The sequence below is a fragment of the Staphylococcus sp. Z5-21 genome, from assembly GCF_056529615.1.
In genome coordinates this window covers 1,112,213-1,127,499 of the sequence record NZ_CP096462.1, presented here as the reverse complement: position 1 = coordinate 1,127,499, position 15,287 = coordinate 1,112,213, and the positions used below count along the sequence as shown (strand labels likewise).

Sequence of the window (15,287 nt, the reverse complement as noted above, 5' to 3'; positions counted from 1 at the left end):
AAGCGTTTTCATTTACTCTGTGTATTTTATTCCAACCCTATCTCACATAGACTCCCTTAGTTATCAAAGAGTTTTAGTAGCCAATTGATATAAAAAGACGAAATTCCATAAGTGAGAATTTCGTCTTTTTTAATATATGCTAAATGTATGCTTTCAGATTTAATTTTAACTGAATTATAGATTTTTAATTAATTCATCAGCAAAGTCAGATGTAGAAACTTCCTTCGCACCATCCATTAAACGAGCAAAGTCATAAGTAACTACTTTAGACGCGATTGTTTTTTCGATAGATGCAGTAATTTTATCTGCAGCTTCTTGCCATCCTAAATGTTCTAACATTAATACGGCACTTAAAATTTCTGATGATGGATTCACTTTATTTAAGTCAGCATATTTAGGCGCAGTACCATGTGTTGCTTCAAAAATAGCATGTCCAGTTTCATAATTTATATTTGCTCCTGGAGCTATACCGATACCACCAACTTGTGCTGCTAATGCATCTGATACATAGTCACCATTTAAATTCATAGTAGCAACAACATCGTGATCTGACGGACGCGTTAAGATTTGTTGTAGGAAGATATCAGCAATTGAATCCTTCACTATAATTTTACCATCTTTTTCAGCTTGTTCTTGAGCCGCATTCGCTTTGTCTTTACCTTCTTTTTCAACGATTTCATCATATTGTTGCCATGTAAATACTTTGTCACCAAATTCGTTATGCGCTACATCATAACCCCATTGTTTAAATGCGCCCTCAGTAAATTTCATGATATTACCTTTGTGGACTAATGTTAATGATTTACGGTTATTGTCTAACGCGTATTGAATCGCTGCACGAACTAAACGCTCTGTACCTTCTTTTGATACTGGTTTAACACCAATACCTGATGTTTCAGGGAATCTAATATTTTTAGCGCCCATTTCATCTTGTAAAAAGTCGATTAGTTTTTTAACTTCTGGTGTGCCTTCTTTAAATTCAATACCAGCATAAATGTCTTCAGTGTTTTCACGGAAGATAACCATGTCTGTATCTTCTGGACGTTTAACTGGTGATGGAACACCTTGGAACCAACGTACTGGACGTAAGCATGTGAATAAATCTAATTCTTGTCGTAACGCAACGTTAAGTGAACGAATACCGCCACCAATTGGTGTAGTTAAAGGCCCTTTGATAGCAATTAAATATTCTTCAATTGTATCAAGCGTTGCTTGTGGTAACCATTCACCTGTTTCATCATAGGCTTTTTGGCCTGCCAATACTTCTTTCCATTCAATTTTCTTTTCACCATTATAAGCTTGCTCTACTGCAGCATCGATTACTCTGCTTGCTGCTTTCCAAATATCTGGTCCAATACCATCACCAATAATAAATGGGATGATTGGATTATTTGGTACTGTTAAACCTTCATTTGTTTTTGCTACTTTTTCGCCTGCCATGTATAAAAACCTCCGTGTATTTGAATTATATTTTAATTGGGCTAACTAAAATAATACTTATTTATATAAAGCAACTCACTTATTTATGAGTAGTGATGCCTCTATCTGACTTATCTTTCTTCAATCGGTTCGTATGTTCTGTTTGTTTCACCAATATATTGTGCTCTTGGACGCATAATTCTATTATCTCTATATTGCTCTAAGATATGTGCAATCCAACCTGAAGTTCTGCTTACTGCAAAAATTGGTGTAAATAAATCATGTTCAATGTTCATACTATGATAAACAGTCGCACTAAAGAAGTCGACATTTGCAATTAAACCTTTTTCGGCTTTCATTTTATCTGCAATTTTAACTGAGATATCAAACAATTGACTTTGCCCAGTTTCAGCAGTGATTTTTCTACTCATTTCTTTTAAGTATTTTGCTCTTGGATCGCCATCTTTATATACACGGTGTCCAAAGCCCATAATTTTTTCTTTATTTTTTATTTTGTTATCAATGTAATCATCAACTTCATCAATGGATTTCACTTCAGATAACATGCTCATTACACGTTCATTTGCCCCACCATGTAATGGACCTTTTAATGAGCCAACTGCTGCAACAATACCTGAATACATATCAGATAAAGATGAAACAGCACATCTTGCTGTAAACGTAGATGCGTTTAGTTCGTGATCCGCGTGTAATACAAGTGCTTTATTAAAAGCTTCAATTTCGATATCACTAGGTAATTCTCCTCTTAACATATATAAAAAGTTACCTGCATAGTTTAAATCTTTATTTGGTTTTACAGCTTCTTTGCCTTCTCTAACACGCGCATATGATGTAACAAGCGAAGCTATTTTAGCTTGAATACGAATAGCTCTTTCCATTGTTCTGCTTTCATCTTCGTCTTCAGCATGTTCATCAAAATGAGCGATATATGAAACAGACGTTCTTAATGCTGTCATTGGATGTACGTTACCTGTAGCGTATTCTTTAAAATGACTATACACTCTAGGATTTAATATCATATATTCAAAGAGCTTTTCTTTAAGTTCTTTCAATTCTTCTTCATTAGGTAATCGATAATGCCAAAGTAAATAGATAACTTCTTCAAATTCAGCATTTTGTGCTAAGTCATCAATATCATACCCAGCATAAGTTAATTGGCTGTCGATGATGGAACTCACTTTCGTTTCAGCTGCAATTACCCCTTCTAAACCTTTTTGTAACTCTGCCATATATAATTCCCCTTTTCTATTCGTTATGAAATGGCTTTCATAAACCATTATATCCAATTTTAGAACTTTTGTGAATATTTAGGTTTTAATTTCCTTACCAATTCAATAAGAAATATGTTTTTGTCTATATGCCCATAAACACGCATCTATCTATATACGTTGTTATAGATATATTTTAATATGTAAGCACGTACACTTCAATTTTTATACCTTTTCAATTGGTTATCATGATTAATAACAAATTATTAATGTACTATTATACTGTGTTCTGTATGATATCGTTTCAGAAAATAGTTGTTTTATTTTATATTGCATAGCATAATAATAAATAACTAAATAAAGGAGTCTTATATATGGCAAAACAACAGTTACAAAGAGAACTAAGTAATCGTCACATTCAGCTCATTGCAATCGGGGGTGCAATCGGAACTGGATTATTCTTAGGTGCTGGTCAAACAATTGCATTAACTGGCCCGTCTATTTTACTTACGTATATCATAATTGGTTTTATGTTATTTATGTTTATGCGTGGCTTGGGAGAAATATTAATTACTAATACTAATTTTAAATCCTTTGCAGATGTTACCAACCATTACATAGGTCCATTTGCTGGCTTTGTTACTGGCTGGACATACTGGTTATGTTGGATCATTACTGGTATGGCCGAAGTAACCGCAGTTGCAAAGTATGTTAGCTTTTGGTTTCCAAACATACCAAACTGGATGAGTGCTCTATTTTGCGTACTTGTCTTAATGTCACTTAATCTATTAAGTGCTAAATTATTTGGAGAATTAGAATTTTGGTTTTCTATAATAAAAATTGTTACAATCATTGCTTTAATCGTAGTGGGCGCTATTATGATTATCATGGCTTACAATACTCAGTTTGGGCAAGCATCTTTAACTAACTTGTACAATAATGGTATTTTCCCTAAAGGTATCAGTGGTTTTGTTATGTCATTCCAAATGGCACTATTCTCATTTGTAGGAATTGAACTTATTGGTGTAACCGCGGGCGAAACTAAAGATCCCACTAAAACATTACCAAAAGCAGTTAACAGTGTACCGACACGTATATTAATATTTTATGTTGGTGCTTTAGCAGTCATCATGTCAATTATTCCATGGAATCAAATCAATCCAGACGAAAGTCCTTTTGTAAGGCTCTTCGCACTAATTGGCATACCATTCGCAGCCGGTATTATAAACTTTGTAGTATTAACAGCAGCCGCATCATCTTGTAATAGTGGTATTTTTTCAAACAGCCGAATGCTCTTTGGATTATCGTCACAAAAACAAGCGCCACCGTTTTTCAATAAAACAAATAAAAACGGAGTGCCACATATAGCGATATTCGTTTCATGTGGATTACTAATGATTGCTGCTTTATTGAACTATATTATACCGAACGCAACACTTGTATTCACATATATTACCACTGTTTCTACGGTACTATTCATTGTAGTTTGGGCGTTAATTACAGTGGCTTATATAAACTATCACCGTAAAAATCCAGAATTACACAAAAATGCGTCATTTAAATTACCAGGTGGTAAATACATGGGATATGCTATATTAGTATTCTTTATATTAGTGTTTAGCTTACTATTCGTAAATACGGATACAAGAATTGCAGTATTTCTTACACCGATTTGGTTTATTATTTTAGGTTTAATGTATATGCGCTATAAACAAGTATCAAAATCACAACAATAAAAACCGATTATGACTGAGCAAATTTAAACTTTATTAAAATATTTTAAGAGAGTTGGACAGAAATCCAATTTTCTAATATAGCATTCGTAACCTGTCTTAGGTTAGAATGACTAAATGAATAAGAGTCTGGGACAAAAATAAATGTCTCAGACTCTTTATTTTTATTGCACATATTGATCTGTCGTTGATATTTAAATGAGTAATAGATTCAAACTATATTCATAGTAGTTTGTTATCAAAAAGAAAGCCTCGACATGACGTCGAGGCTTTCTACATATTATATTATGAATTAAATTATATTTTTAAAGTACGTTTGCATAACCTTCAAAGATTTTTCCTTGGTTTGCATCTACTGTAATGAGTACATCACTTTGAATTTCAGATGTAGCGTTCTCAACGCCTACTACGGTAGGAATACCTTTTTCTAATCCTATAATTGCACTTGGAGATGTAATGCCATTTTCTTCAGTAATGAGTCCGATTGCATTTTCAATATATGGTACAAGCGTCTCATCTACAGAACTTGTTACAATTATAGATTCTGATAAGTCTTTGCCTTCTAGTTCACTAGCATCTTTAACTACTAGTGTTTTACCTACTACAGAACTTCTACCAATACCTTGTCCTTTAGCTAGTTCATCACCAACTAAATGTAATTTCATCATATTCGTTGTACCTTTTTCACCAGTTGGTACACCAGCAGTAATAATAATTAGGTCACCATTTTGAACTCTTTCAGTTTCAACGGCTGTTGCTACTGCATTATTTAATAATGCATCAGTTGTTTTACGTCCTTCTTTAACGACTGGGAAAATACCCCATACTAAAGCACACTGACGCGCAGTTTCTGCATTAGGTGTAACTGCAATAATGTCAGATTGTGGACGATATTTAGAAATTGTACGGGCAGTTGAACCACTTTCAGTAGCAGCTACGATTGCTTTGACATTTAAGTTTAAAGCAGTATGAGCAACTGAAACACCAATAGCATTGACTAATGAAGTTTCAACTAATTTTGTACGGTCAGATAATAATTTTTTATAATCTTGTGCTGCTTCTGCTGATACAGCTATATTACGCATTGTTTTAACTGCTTCTTCAGGGTATTGACCTGCAGCTGTTTCACCAGAAAGCATAACCGCATCTGTACCATCATAAATTGCGTTCGCTACGTCACTTGCTTCTGCACGTGTCGCACGTGGATTACGTTGCATAGAGTCTAACATTTGTGTAGCAGTTATAACTGGTTTACCTAATTTATTACATTGTCTAATTAAATCTTTTTGCACCATTGGTACTGATTCAGGTGGAATTTCAACACCCATATCACCACGAGCAACCATTAAACCATCAGAAACTTCTAATATTTCTTTAATATTATCAATACCCTCTTGGTTTTCAATCTTAGGTATAATGCTGATATTTTTATTTTGCTTCGCTTCTAATAATTTACGAATATCTAATACATCACTTGGACGACGTACAAAGCTCGCTGCAATGAAATCAACGCCTTCACTAATTCCAAAGTTAATGTCGTCAGCATCTTTATCTGTAATACCAGGTAAGCTTACTTTGACACCAGGTAAGTTTACGCCTTTTTTGTTTTTTAATTCTCCAGTATTAAGTACATCACATAATACTTCACCGTTTGCTTTATCGATTGATTTAACTTGTAATTCAATTAAACCATCATCTAATAAAATATATGAACCTTCTTCAACATCATTGATTAAGTTTTCATACGTTACTGAGAATTTTTCAGGAGTACCTTCAACTTCAGTCATGCTTACGGTAACTTCAGAACCTTTTTCAAGTTCAATAAGCCCATCTTTCATGTTGTGTGTACGTATTTCTGGTCCTTTTGTATCAAGTAAAATTGCAACTGTTTTGCCTAATCTTTTAGAAACTTTACGAATTGAGTCAATTCTAGTTTTATGTTCAGCATGGTCACCATGCGAGAAGTTTAAGCGCGCGACATTCATTCCAGCCTTAATTAATTTTTCAAGCATTTCTTCAGATTCGGACGCAGGTCCAATAGTACAAACAATTTTAGTTTTTCTCATTATTATTTCCTCCCAGTATTTTAAATAGATAATTCGTTCGTTAGCGCATAAGTTTCAAAATCAAACTCATGTTCATGTGATCTAAATATCTCTTCAAAAGGTGTATCAGTTAATTCATTATTACGAATTCCAACACCAATAGCAGATTTTCCATCTAACAGTAAATCAACTGCATGTCCGCCTAATCGTGATGCAAGCACTCTATCTGCACCACTTGGGCTACCACCACGTTGAATGTGGCCTAGCACTGACACACGTGCATCAACATTGATATATTTAGTCAATTCTTCTGCACATACTTCACCTGACATGCAACCTTCTGCGACCATCACGATCGAGTGTTTTTTGCCACGTTTGATTCCATTATCAATCTTTTCTGCTATATCTTTGATGTCTGTCTCAACCTCTGGAACAATAATAGTTTCAGCACCAACGGACAAACCAGCCCAAAGCGCTAAATCACCACAATCGCGTCCCATAACTTCAATGATGAAAGTTCTTGCATGACTAGATGCTGTATCACGAATTTTATCTACACATTCAATTATAGTATTTAATGCCGTATCAAATCCAATTGTAAAGTCCGAACCATTGATATCATTATCAATCGTACCTGGTATTCCAATCGTCTGTATTTCAGGACATTCTTCACTTATACGCTGTGCACCTCTGTAGCTACCATCTCCACCAATAACTACAAGCCCCTCAATGCCTCTCTTACGTAGATTTTCTATACCTTTTTTACGGACTTCTGCTTCTTTAAATTCTGGACATCTTGCAGAATATAAAAATGTTCCACCTCGTTGAATTGTGTCACCTACTGAACCGAGTTCAAGTTTCTCGATATCATCGTTTAATAATCCTTGATAGCCTTGATAAACACCATAGACTTCAATATTATTGTAAATCGCTTTTCTAACCACAGCTCTTACCGCTGCATTCATGCCTGGAGAATCTCCACCACTTGTCAACACTGCAATTTTTTTCATGACGACATACCTTTCTAACATGTATTTCTTACTCTAAAAATACCATAAAATCTAAGCTGTTGCCATTAAAATAGGGCTTCGTGACAAATGTAAACGTTTTAAATATAAGTATTCGATAATTGTACATATAGTAAGCGTTTCCTTATAAGTTCCTAAAATTACTTGAATACTTATGTACTATTTACCTTAATTCGAATTATCGTAAACAAATCATAAATCTATAGCAATTGCTTCATTTTGTAAAAATAACAAAAAAGCTTAGACAATAGAAATTATTATCTTAGCTTTCAACATATTTAACACGAATATCAAAAACATCAGACACTTTATTCTGTATACGAACCTATTGTTCTAAATTTTTGATATCTATCTTCAACTAATTCTTCTTGCGTTAATTGGTTCAATTCTGATAAATGCGATTCAAATGTGCGTTTGATACTTTGTGCTTGTGTTTCGACATCATGATGTGCGCCACCTAAAGGTTCTTTGATAACTTCATCCGCTATATTTAATTCATATAAATCTTCGGCAGTAATCTTCATTGTTTCTGCCGCGATTTTAGCTAGATTACTATCTTTCCAAAGTAAAGCGGATGCACCTTCTGGAGAAATAACAGAATATGTACTGTTTTCTAACATTAGGATGCGATTGGTAATGCCTAAACCTAGTGCACCACCACTTCCTCCTTCGCCGATAACAATAGAGATGACTGGTACAGTTAGCGAAGCCATTTCAACTAAGTTTCTGGCTATTGATTCACTTTGACCTCGTTCTTCTGCCGCTTTACCCGGATATGCACCTTTTGTATCAATAAATGAAAAAATCGGTCTATTGAATTTTTCAGCTTGTTTCATCAATCTAAGTGCTTTTCTATAACCTTCTGGATGCGCCATTCCAAAATTGCGATATATGTTATCTTTTGTATCTTTACCACGTTGTTGACCCACTATTGTAACTGCTTGTCCATTAAGATAGCCGATACCACCAATCATAGCTGGATCATCTCTATAATTTCTATCCCCATGTAATTCGATGAATGAATCAAATATGTGCGGGATATAGTCTAAAGATGTTGGTCTTTCTTGTAAACGCGCTAATTGCACACGATCCCATGGTTTCATATTGGTATATACTTTTTCGGTTTCTCTTGCTAATGAAGCTTCCAACATGTCAATTTCTTCTTGTAAATCTACATCATTTTTTTCTTGAGATTCTTTCAAAGATTCAATTTTATTTTTTATTTCAAAAAGCGGCTTTTCAAAATCAAGCATTTGTTTTCACCTCTTGGTGCATTTTTAGAATATTAGATAATGTCGCTTTCATTTCTTTTCTATGTACGACTTTATCTAATTGTCCGTGTTCTAATAAAAACTCTGCAGTTTGGAAATCATCTGGTAATTTTTCATTTATAGTTTGTTCAATGACACGTCTACCTGCAAAACCAATTAATGCTTTTGGTTCACTTATGTTGATATCACCAACCGAAGCAAAACTAGCAGAAACGCCTCCAGTTGTAGGATTTGTTATATACGAGATATATAATAATCCAGCATCTGCATGTCTTTTTAAAGACACACTTGTTTTACCCATTTGCATTAAAGAGATAATACCTTCCTGCATTCTTGCACCACCACTTGCTGAAAACAATATGAATGGCAATCTATTTTCAGTACAGTGTTCAATGATTCTACAAATTTTTTCACCTAATACAGAGCCCATGCTTCCCATTCTAAATCGCGCATCCATAACTGCCACACCAAATGTCATACCATCTAATTGTGCTGTGCCAGTCACTACAGCTTCATTCAAACCAGTTTTTTGTTGGTCTTTTTGAATTTTTTCTTCATAGCTTGGGAAGTCCAATGGATTAGCAGAGGTCATTCCTTTATCAAATTCCGTAAATGTCCCTTCATCTGATATAGCTTCTATACGATTGTGTGCAGTTAACGCAATATGATGATCACAATTAAAGCAAACATTCAAATTTTCTGCTAGTTCTTTTGTATACATAATTTTTTTACACTTAGGACATTTAGTCATAATACCTGCTGGTACATCACTTTGTTTTGAATCAGATACTGTTACATACTTTTTCTTTTTACTGCTTCTATTGAAAAAATCTTTAAACATTGGTAAACCTCCACTTAACCATCGCTTAGTTACTCACTACCAATTCGGTTTTTGTAATCAGCGTTAATGAATATTATTTATCTAAGTCTGTTAATTTCATTGTTTTATTATATATCTCTTCTGGATCTACATCTACTCTTGCTACACCAGATTCCATCGCTGCTTTAGCTACTTCTCGAGCAACAGATGGTGCAACACGTTTATCAAACGGACCTGGAATACAATAGTCCGGATTTAACTCTTCTGGTTTGATTAAATCAGCAATAGCCTCAACAGCTGCTTGCTTCATTTCTTCATTGATATGTGTTGCTTCAACGTCTAATGCCCCTCTAAATATGCCTGGGAATGCTAAGACATTATTAATTTGGTTTGGAAAATCTGAACGTCCTGTACCGATGACTTTAGCACCTGCAGCTTTCGCTACATCCGGTTTTATTTCAGGATTTGGATTAGCCATTGCAAAAATAATTGGATCGTCAGCCATTGATTCAACCATTTCTTTAGACAATAAATCTGCCACAGAAACCCCAATAAATACATCGGCATCTTCAATCACATCATTCAAACTGCCCTCTATTTTGTCTCTATTCGTCCATTTAGCTACATAAGCTTTCGTGTCATTCATACCAAACGAACGTCCCTCATAAATTGCGCCTTTTGAATCACACATAATCATATTTCTTACACCATAAGAATAAAGTAATTTAATAATCGCAATACCAGCGGCACCAGCGCCATTCAATACGACTTTAATGTCCGATAAGTCTTTATCTACGATTCTCAATGCATTGATCATACCTGCAACTGTTACAATGGCAGTACCATGTTGATCATCATGAAACACAGGGATTTTAGTTTCCTTTTTTAATCTTTCTTCAATTTCAAAGCAACGAGGTGCTGAAATATCTTCAAGATTAATACCACCATAATTGGGTTCAAGTAATTTTACAGTATTAATGATTTCTTCGGTATCCGTCGTATTCAGTGCAATTGGCACACCATCTATACCGGAAAAACTTTTAAACAACACTGCTTTACCTTCCATAACCGGTATACTTGCCTCAGCCCCTATGTTTCCAAGTCCTAATACCGCAGTACCATCAGTAACAACAGCGACGGTATTGCTTTTCATTGTATATTCAAATACTTTACGAGGGTCCTCATGTATTTCTTTACAAGGTTCAGCTACACCTGGCGAGTATGCCAAGCTCAATTCTTCTTTATTAGTCACCTTTACTTTAGGTGAAACCTCTAATTTCCCTTGATTTTTTCTATGCATTTCTAATGCTTCGTCTCTTAATGTCATGTAATCCACCCCTTACATCCAATTAGTTTAAAATAACATTCATATACATTTTTATTACAATCTAACCCAAATTACAAATGATATCGTTAACAAATTGTTATTTTCATTCGCACGTTAATGTTTGTAATAAAAACATATAGATATATAAACTATTATATATTTTTTCACTCTTAATTTTTATAAAAATTAAAACTGATGGCAAGTTTATGCTTTACCATCAGTTAACTATACCATAGTTTATAGTGCGGTTAAAGTTAAATAATTCTAATATCTCGGGGTGATAAACGTTGGATTAATTTACTTAATATTTCATTATCTCGTGTTATGAAACCAATTGTTTCTATATTGTTTTGGCTTTCATCAAAATAGTTAACCGGAATTTGATTTTGCCCTTTATCGTTTGTTAATAATTGATCCAATTTAGATTCACTATCCCATTTTCGAACAACAACTTGTTGCGCTTCGTCAAATTTAGTTTGCTCAAAATGATCCATGGTATCCACTTGATTTAATATCAGTTGTTGTTTATTATTTCTATTCTCAAACTTACCTCTTACGACTAACATTTTAGAAGTATTTAAATCGATTTCATATTTTTTAAAGGTATCCGGGAATACGACACCATCCAAATTATTGATACCATCATTTAAAGTTACAAATGCCATATTTTGCCCATTTTTCGTTCTAATACGCTTAAATTGATCTATTTGAACAAAAATGGGTTTATTATCTTGTGCGTTAGCAAGCTTATAAATACCCAAATATTGCTTTTGTTCAAATGCTTTTTCTACTGGATGTGTAGATACATAAAACCCTAAATATTCTTTCTCATATTCACTTAACATATGATCTGGTAGCTCTTCTTTTTCTTCATAAGAAGCTTTAGGTGTGAGTACATCAAAAATAAAACCATCTTGTTCAATATCAGAGATATCATCCAGCACTTGATCTATAGCATTTAACAGCGTCGCTCTATTCTTGCCAAAAGTATCAAATGCCCCCACTAAGATAAGAGATTCAAGTAATTTTCTAGTTTTAATTCGTTTAGGTATCCGTCGCGTGAAATCAAAAAAGTCTTTATAGAAACCATTTGCTTTTCTTTCTTCTACAATTAATTTAACACTTTGATAACCTACACCTTTAATTGCACCAATAGATAGGTAGATACCTTTTTTTGTGGCCTTGTAGAACCAATGACTGTAATTAATATTAGGTGGTAATATATTAATTTTTTGATGTTTAGCCTCATCAATCATTTGCGCTGTTTTCTTTTCGCTTCCAATAGCATTACTTAAAATATTGGCATAAAAATAATTAGCATAATGTACCTTTAAATAACTCATAATGTATGCAATTTTTGAATAACTCACGGCATGCGCACGAGCAAAACCATAATCCGCAAATTTTAAAATCAAATCAAAAATCTGTTTACTTAAATTCTCGTCATACCCATTTTTCAAAGCACCATTCACGAAATGTTGCCTTTCACTTTCTAATACCGCTCTGTTCTTTTTACTCATTGCACGTCTTAAGATATCCGCTTCACCATAACTAAAATTGGCAAATTTACTCGCAATTTGCATTATTTGTTCCTGATAAATAATAACGCCATAGGTCGTTTTTAATATAGGTTCTAAATCTGGATGTAAATATTGCACCTTCTCTGGATGATGTCGTCTTGATATATAGGTCGGAATTTCTTCCATTGGCCCTGGTCTATAAAGTGATGTGACAGCGACTATATCTTCAAAGTGTTCAGGTTGTAATTTTTTTAATACATTTCTAATACCATCAGATTCTAATTGGAAGATACCTGTTGTATCCCCTTGTGACAACAAGTGAAATACGTTTTCGTCATCGAATGGAATTTGTTCTATATCCACATCTATATTCAAATCATGTTTCACTTGTTTTACTATTTGATGAATGATTGAGAGATTACGCAAACCTAAAAAGTCTATTTTTAATAAACCTATTCTTTCTGACTCAGTCATTGTCCATTGAGTCAATAGACCTGTATCACCGAGCGTTAATGGTGCATATTCATATAATGGATGATCATTAATAATAATACCTGCTGCATGAGTCGAAGTATGTCTAGGTAACCCTTCTAATTTCTTACAAATATCAAACCATCGTTCATGCCTATGATTACGATGAACAAACTGTTTAAATGGCTCCTGTGAATATGCGTCGTCTAATGTTATGCCAAGTTTATGTGGAATTAATTTAGAAATTTCATTTAGTGTGATTTCTTCGAACCCCATAATTCTCCCCACATCCCTAGCCACTGCCCTTGCAAGCAAATGACCAAAAGTCACAATACCAGCGACATGGGTTTCACCGTATTTCTCTTGAACATATTGGATGACTTTATCTCTATGTGTATCTTCAAAATCAATATCTATATCTGGCATTGTTACACGTTCAGGGTTTAAAAAACGTTCAAATAACAGATTATATTCAATAGGATCGATTGTTGTTATATTTAATAAATAACTTACAAGTGAACCTGCAGCTGATCCACGTCCTGGACCGACTAATACATCATTGTTCTTAGCGTACTGAATTAAATCACTTACGATTAAAAAGTAGTCTTCAAAACCCATTTTAGTGATAATTTGATATTCATGCTCTAAACGTGTTTGATAAAGTTCCTTTTTGTTTAGTGGTAAATTTAATTGCTGAAGATTATCTGCTAGTAATTGCCATAAAAAAGCATCCGATTGCTGTTGATTTGGTGTTTTATATTTTGGTAACAAAGATTGATGATAAATCATTTCCGCCTGACAAAGTGTTTCGAGTTGATTTGTTTGTTCCCAAACCGCATCATCGATTGACAAACCTTGTAATTCAACATTTGAATATAGATGTTCATTGTAATCCGTTTGTTCACTCACTAAATCTAATTTACTATTCTCCTTTATTGCGGCCATGGCAGAAAGCGTATCTGAATCTTGGGAATTTAAATAACGCGTGCTTTGTGCCCAAACTATTGGTAAGTCAAAAGTGACTTTACTCGTATGATTTACAAAGACGTGCGCATGTTCCGAAAAGTTTGAAATAATTGCTTCATGAGATTCAGTTACATTTTTAAAAATAATAACGAAATGACTTTCATATTTTTTTAACCATTCTATCGGTGTTTCCACTTTCTCTTTCATTTTAATTGCCGATGATAGTTTAAATAAATCTTTTAATCCTAAGTTATTTTGCGCCAATACGATTGTTTCAAGCTCTGACAAACCATCTGTAAGATTAATTGTCATACCAAAGATTGGATGAATATTTGCAGCAATACATGCGTCATAGAATTGCGGAAGTCCATACAAAACATTCGTATCAGTAATTGCGAGCGCTGTATAGCCTTCTTGTGCAGCCTTCGCAACAACATCCTTAATTCTAATACTTGAATTTAATAAATCATATGTCGTATGAATGTTTAAATGCGCAACCATTTGCAAATACCTCCCATCTTATTACAGTTTATTATTTAATGCTTCAGCGAGCGTTTCAAATTGAGCCCAATCTCTTACCGATACACCTGAAGCATTTGGATGACCGCCGCCACCAAAATCACTTGCAATGTCGTTGATAACAATACCTTTAGAACGAATGCGACATCTAATTTCTGTGCCCTCATCAACAGCAAACACCCAAATCTTCAACCCTTGTATATCAGCAATTGCATTTACAAATAATGAAGCTTGGTTCGCAGCAATGTCAAATTGTTCTAAAATTTCTTTAGTAATGGTAACTTTACAGAAACCTTTTTCATTTAAATCAAAATGTTGAAGCACATAACCTTGGAATGGTAACAATTTTGGATCCTTTTCACCCATTTTATTAAGTTCTTCATTATGATTAAAAGGAAATGTCAATAATTGACCCGCAACACCCATTGTATGTGATGTAGTGTTATTAAATAGGAATCTTCCTGTATCTCCCACAATGCCAAGATAAAGTACCCTCGCCACAGATGCATCAATGATGGGAATATCATTAAAATGACTGATGAAATCAAAAATAATTTCACTTGTTGAAGAAGCTTGATCGTTTACATAATTAATATCGCCATATTGATCAACTGCTGGATGATGATCAATTTTAACCAATAATCGTCCTTGATTAAATCTTTCATCACTAATACGTGGTGAATTAGCTGTGTCACAAACGATAACTAACGCTTCATTGTAAGTATCATCCGAGATTTCATCAAAAGTACCAATAAAATCTAATGACGGTTCTGTTTCGCCAACTGCAAATATCTTTTTATCCGGGAATTTGAGTTTCAAATAGTTCTTTAACCCTAATTGTGAGCCATATGCATCAGGGTCTGGTCTTACATGTCGATGTATAATAATTGTTTCTGAGTCATTAATTTCTTTCATGATTTCATTAAATTCTGTTGTCAT

At 34.0% G+C, this 15,287-nt stretch carries 10 protein-coding genes; 1 reads left to right on the top strand and 9 read right to left on the bottom strand.

Features of this window, described 5'->3' with window-relative positions:
- Positions 1-174: 174 nt before the first annotated feature.
- Both icd and M1D64_RS05585 read right to left on the bottom strand, forming a co-directional pair.
- Positions 175-1,440, bottom strand: a complete 1,266-nt coding sequence (gene icd / locus M1D64_RS05590; RefSeq protein WP_041079995.1) for an NADP-dependent isocitrate dehydrogenase — start codon at positions 1,438-1,440, stop codon at positions 175-177.
- 110 nt (positions 1,441-1,550) lie between these two features.
- Positions 1,551-2,669, bottom strand: coding sequence for a citrate synthase (locus M1D64_RS05585; protein ID WP_002483050.1), 1,119 nt, complete (start codon positions 2,667-2,669; stop codon positions 1,551-1,553).
- A gap of 353 nt (positions 2,670-3,022) precedes the next feature.
- Here M1D64_RS05585 and M1D64_RS05580 point away from each other — a divergent pair, with 353 nt between their 5' ends.
- Complete coding sequence (locus M1D64_RS05580; RefSeq protein ID WP_002483049.1) at positions 3,023-4,384, top strand: amino acid permease; 1,362 nt, start codon at positions 3,023-3,025, stop codon at positions 4,382-4,384.
- Positions 4,385-4,686: 302 nt separating this feature from the next.
- Here the strand turns inward: M1D64_RS05580 and pyk are convergent, their stop codons facing one another.
- The 7 genes from pyk to M1D64_RS05545 all read right to left on the bottom strand — a co-directional run bounded on the left by pyk (position 4,687) and on the right by M1D64_RS05545 (position 15,287).
- The gene (gene pyk, locus M1D64_RS05575; RefSeq protein WP_041079996.1) at positions 4,687-6,447 is read right to left on the bottom strand and encodes a pyruvate kinase; all 1,761 of its coding nucleotides are present in this window, start codon (positions 6,445-6,447) and stop codon (positions 4,687-4,689) included.
- Positions 6,448-6,467: 20 nt separating this feature from the next.
- Positions 6,468-7,436, bottom strand: a complete 969-nt coding sequence (gene pfkA / locus M1D64_RS05570) for a 6-phosphofructokinase (RefSeq protein WP_037538353.1) — start codon at positions 7,434-7,436, stop codon at positions 6,468-6,470.
- Positions 7,437-7,762: 326 nt separating this feature from the next.
- Entirely contained in the window at positions 7,763-8,707 is a 945-nt protein-coding gene (locus M1D64_RS05565; protein WP_037538295.1) for an acetyl-CoA carboxylase carboxyltransferase subunit alpha, read from the bottom strand.
- Entirely contained in the window at positions 8,700-9,566 is an 867-nt protein-coding gene (gene accD / locus M1D64_RS05560) for an acetyl-CoA carboxylase, carboxyltransferase subunit beta (protein WP_011302908.1), read from the bottom strand. Before accD ends, M1D64_RS05565 begins: the two co-directional genes overlap by 8 nt.
- 73 nt (positions 9,567-9,639) lie before the next feature.
- Positions 9,640-10,872 carry an NADP-dependent malic enzyme gene (gene ystJ, locus M1D64_RS05555; RefSeq protein WP_002483044.1) on the bottom strand — a complete coding sequence of 411 codons (1,233 nt, stop codon included), beginning with the start codon at positions 10,870-10,872 and terminating at the stop codon, positions 9,640-9,642.
- A gap of 254 nt (positions 10,873-11,126) precedes the next feature.
- Positions 11,127-14,330 (bottom strand): DNA polymerase III subunit alpha, encoded by a 3,204-nt coding sequence (locus tag M1D64_RS05550; protein WP_041079997.1) that lies wholly within the window; start codon positions 14,328-14,330, stop codon positions 11,127-11,129.
- Positions 14,331-14,351: 21 nt separating this feature from the next.
- Positions 14,352-15,287: a DHH family phosphoesterase gene (locus M1D64_RS05545; RefSeq protein WP_002483042.1), complete on the bottom strand. Its 936-nt coding sequence runs from the start codon at positions 15,285-15,287 to the stop codon at positions 14,352-14,354.

What these genes read in the sequence shown, in the direction of transcription:
- M1D64_RS05545 (WP_002483042.1), bottom strand. Translation starts at nt 15,287, where the DNA reads ATGACAACAGAATTTAATGAAATCATGAAAGAAATTAATGACTCAGAA.
- M1D64_RS05585 (WP_002483050.1), bottom strand. Translation starts at nt 2,669, where the DNA reads ATGGCAGAGTTACAAAAAGGTTTAGAAGGGGTAATTGCAGCTGAAACG.
- ystJ (WP_002483044.1), bottom strand. Translation starts at nt 10,872, where the DNA reads ATGACATTAAGAGACGAAGCATTAGAAATGCATAGAAAAAATCAAGGG.
- M1D64_RS05565 (WP_037538295.1), bottom strand. Translation starts at nt 8,707, where the DNA reads ATGCTTGATTTTGAAAAGCCGCTTTTTGAAATAAAAAATAAAATTGAA.
- pfkA (WP_037538353.1), bottom strand. Translation starts at nt 7,436, where the DNA reads ATGAAAAAAATTGCAGTGTTGACAAGTGGTGGAGATTCTCCAGGCATG.
- icd (WP_041079995.1), bottom strand. Translation starts at nt 1,440, where the DNA reads ATGGCAGGCGAAAAAGTAGCAAAAACAAATGAAGGTTTAACAGTACCA.
- M1D64_RS05580 (WP_002483049.1), top strand. Translation starts at nt 3,023, where the DNA reads ATGGCAAAACAACAGTTACAAAGAGAACTAAGTAATCGTCACATTCAG.
- accD (WP_011302908.1), bottom strand. Translation starts at nt 9,566, where the DNA reads ATGTTTAAAGATTTTTTCAATAGAAGCAGTAAAAAGAAAAAGTATGTA.
- pyk (WP_041079996.1), bottom strand. Translation starts at nt 6,447, where the DNA reads ATGAGAAAAACTAAAATTGTTTGTACTATTGGACCTGCGTCCGAATCT.
- M1D64_RS05550 (WP_041079997.1), bottom strand. Translation starts at nt 14,330, where the DNA reads ATGGTTGCGCATTTAAACATTCATACGACATATGATTTATTAAATTCA.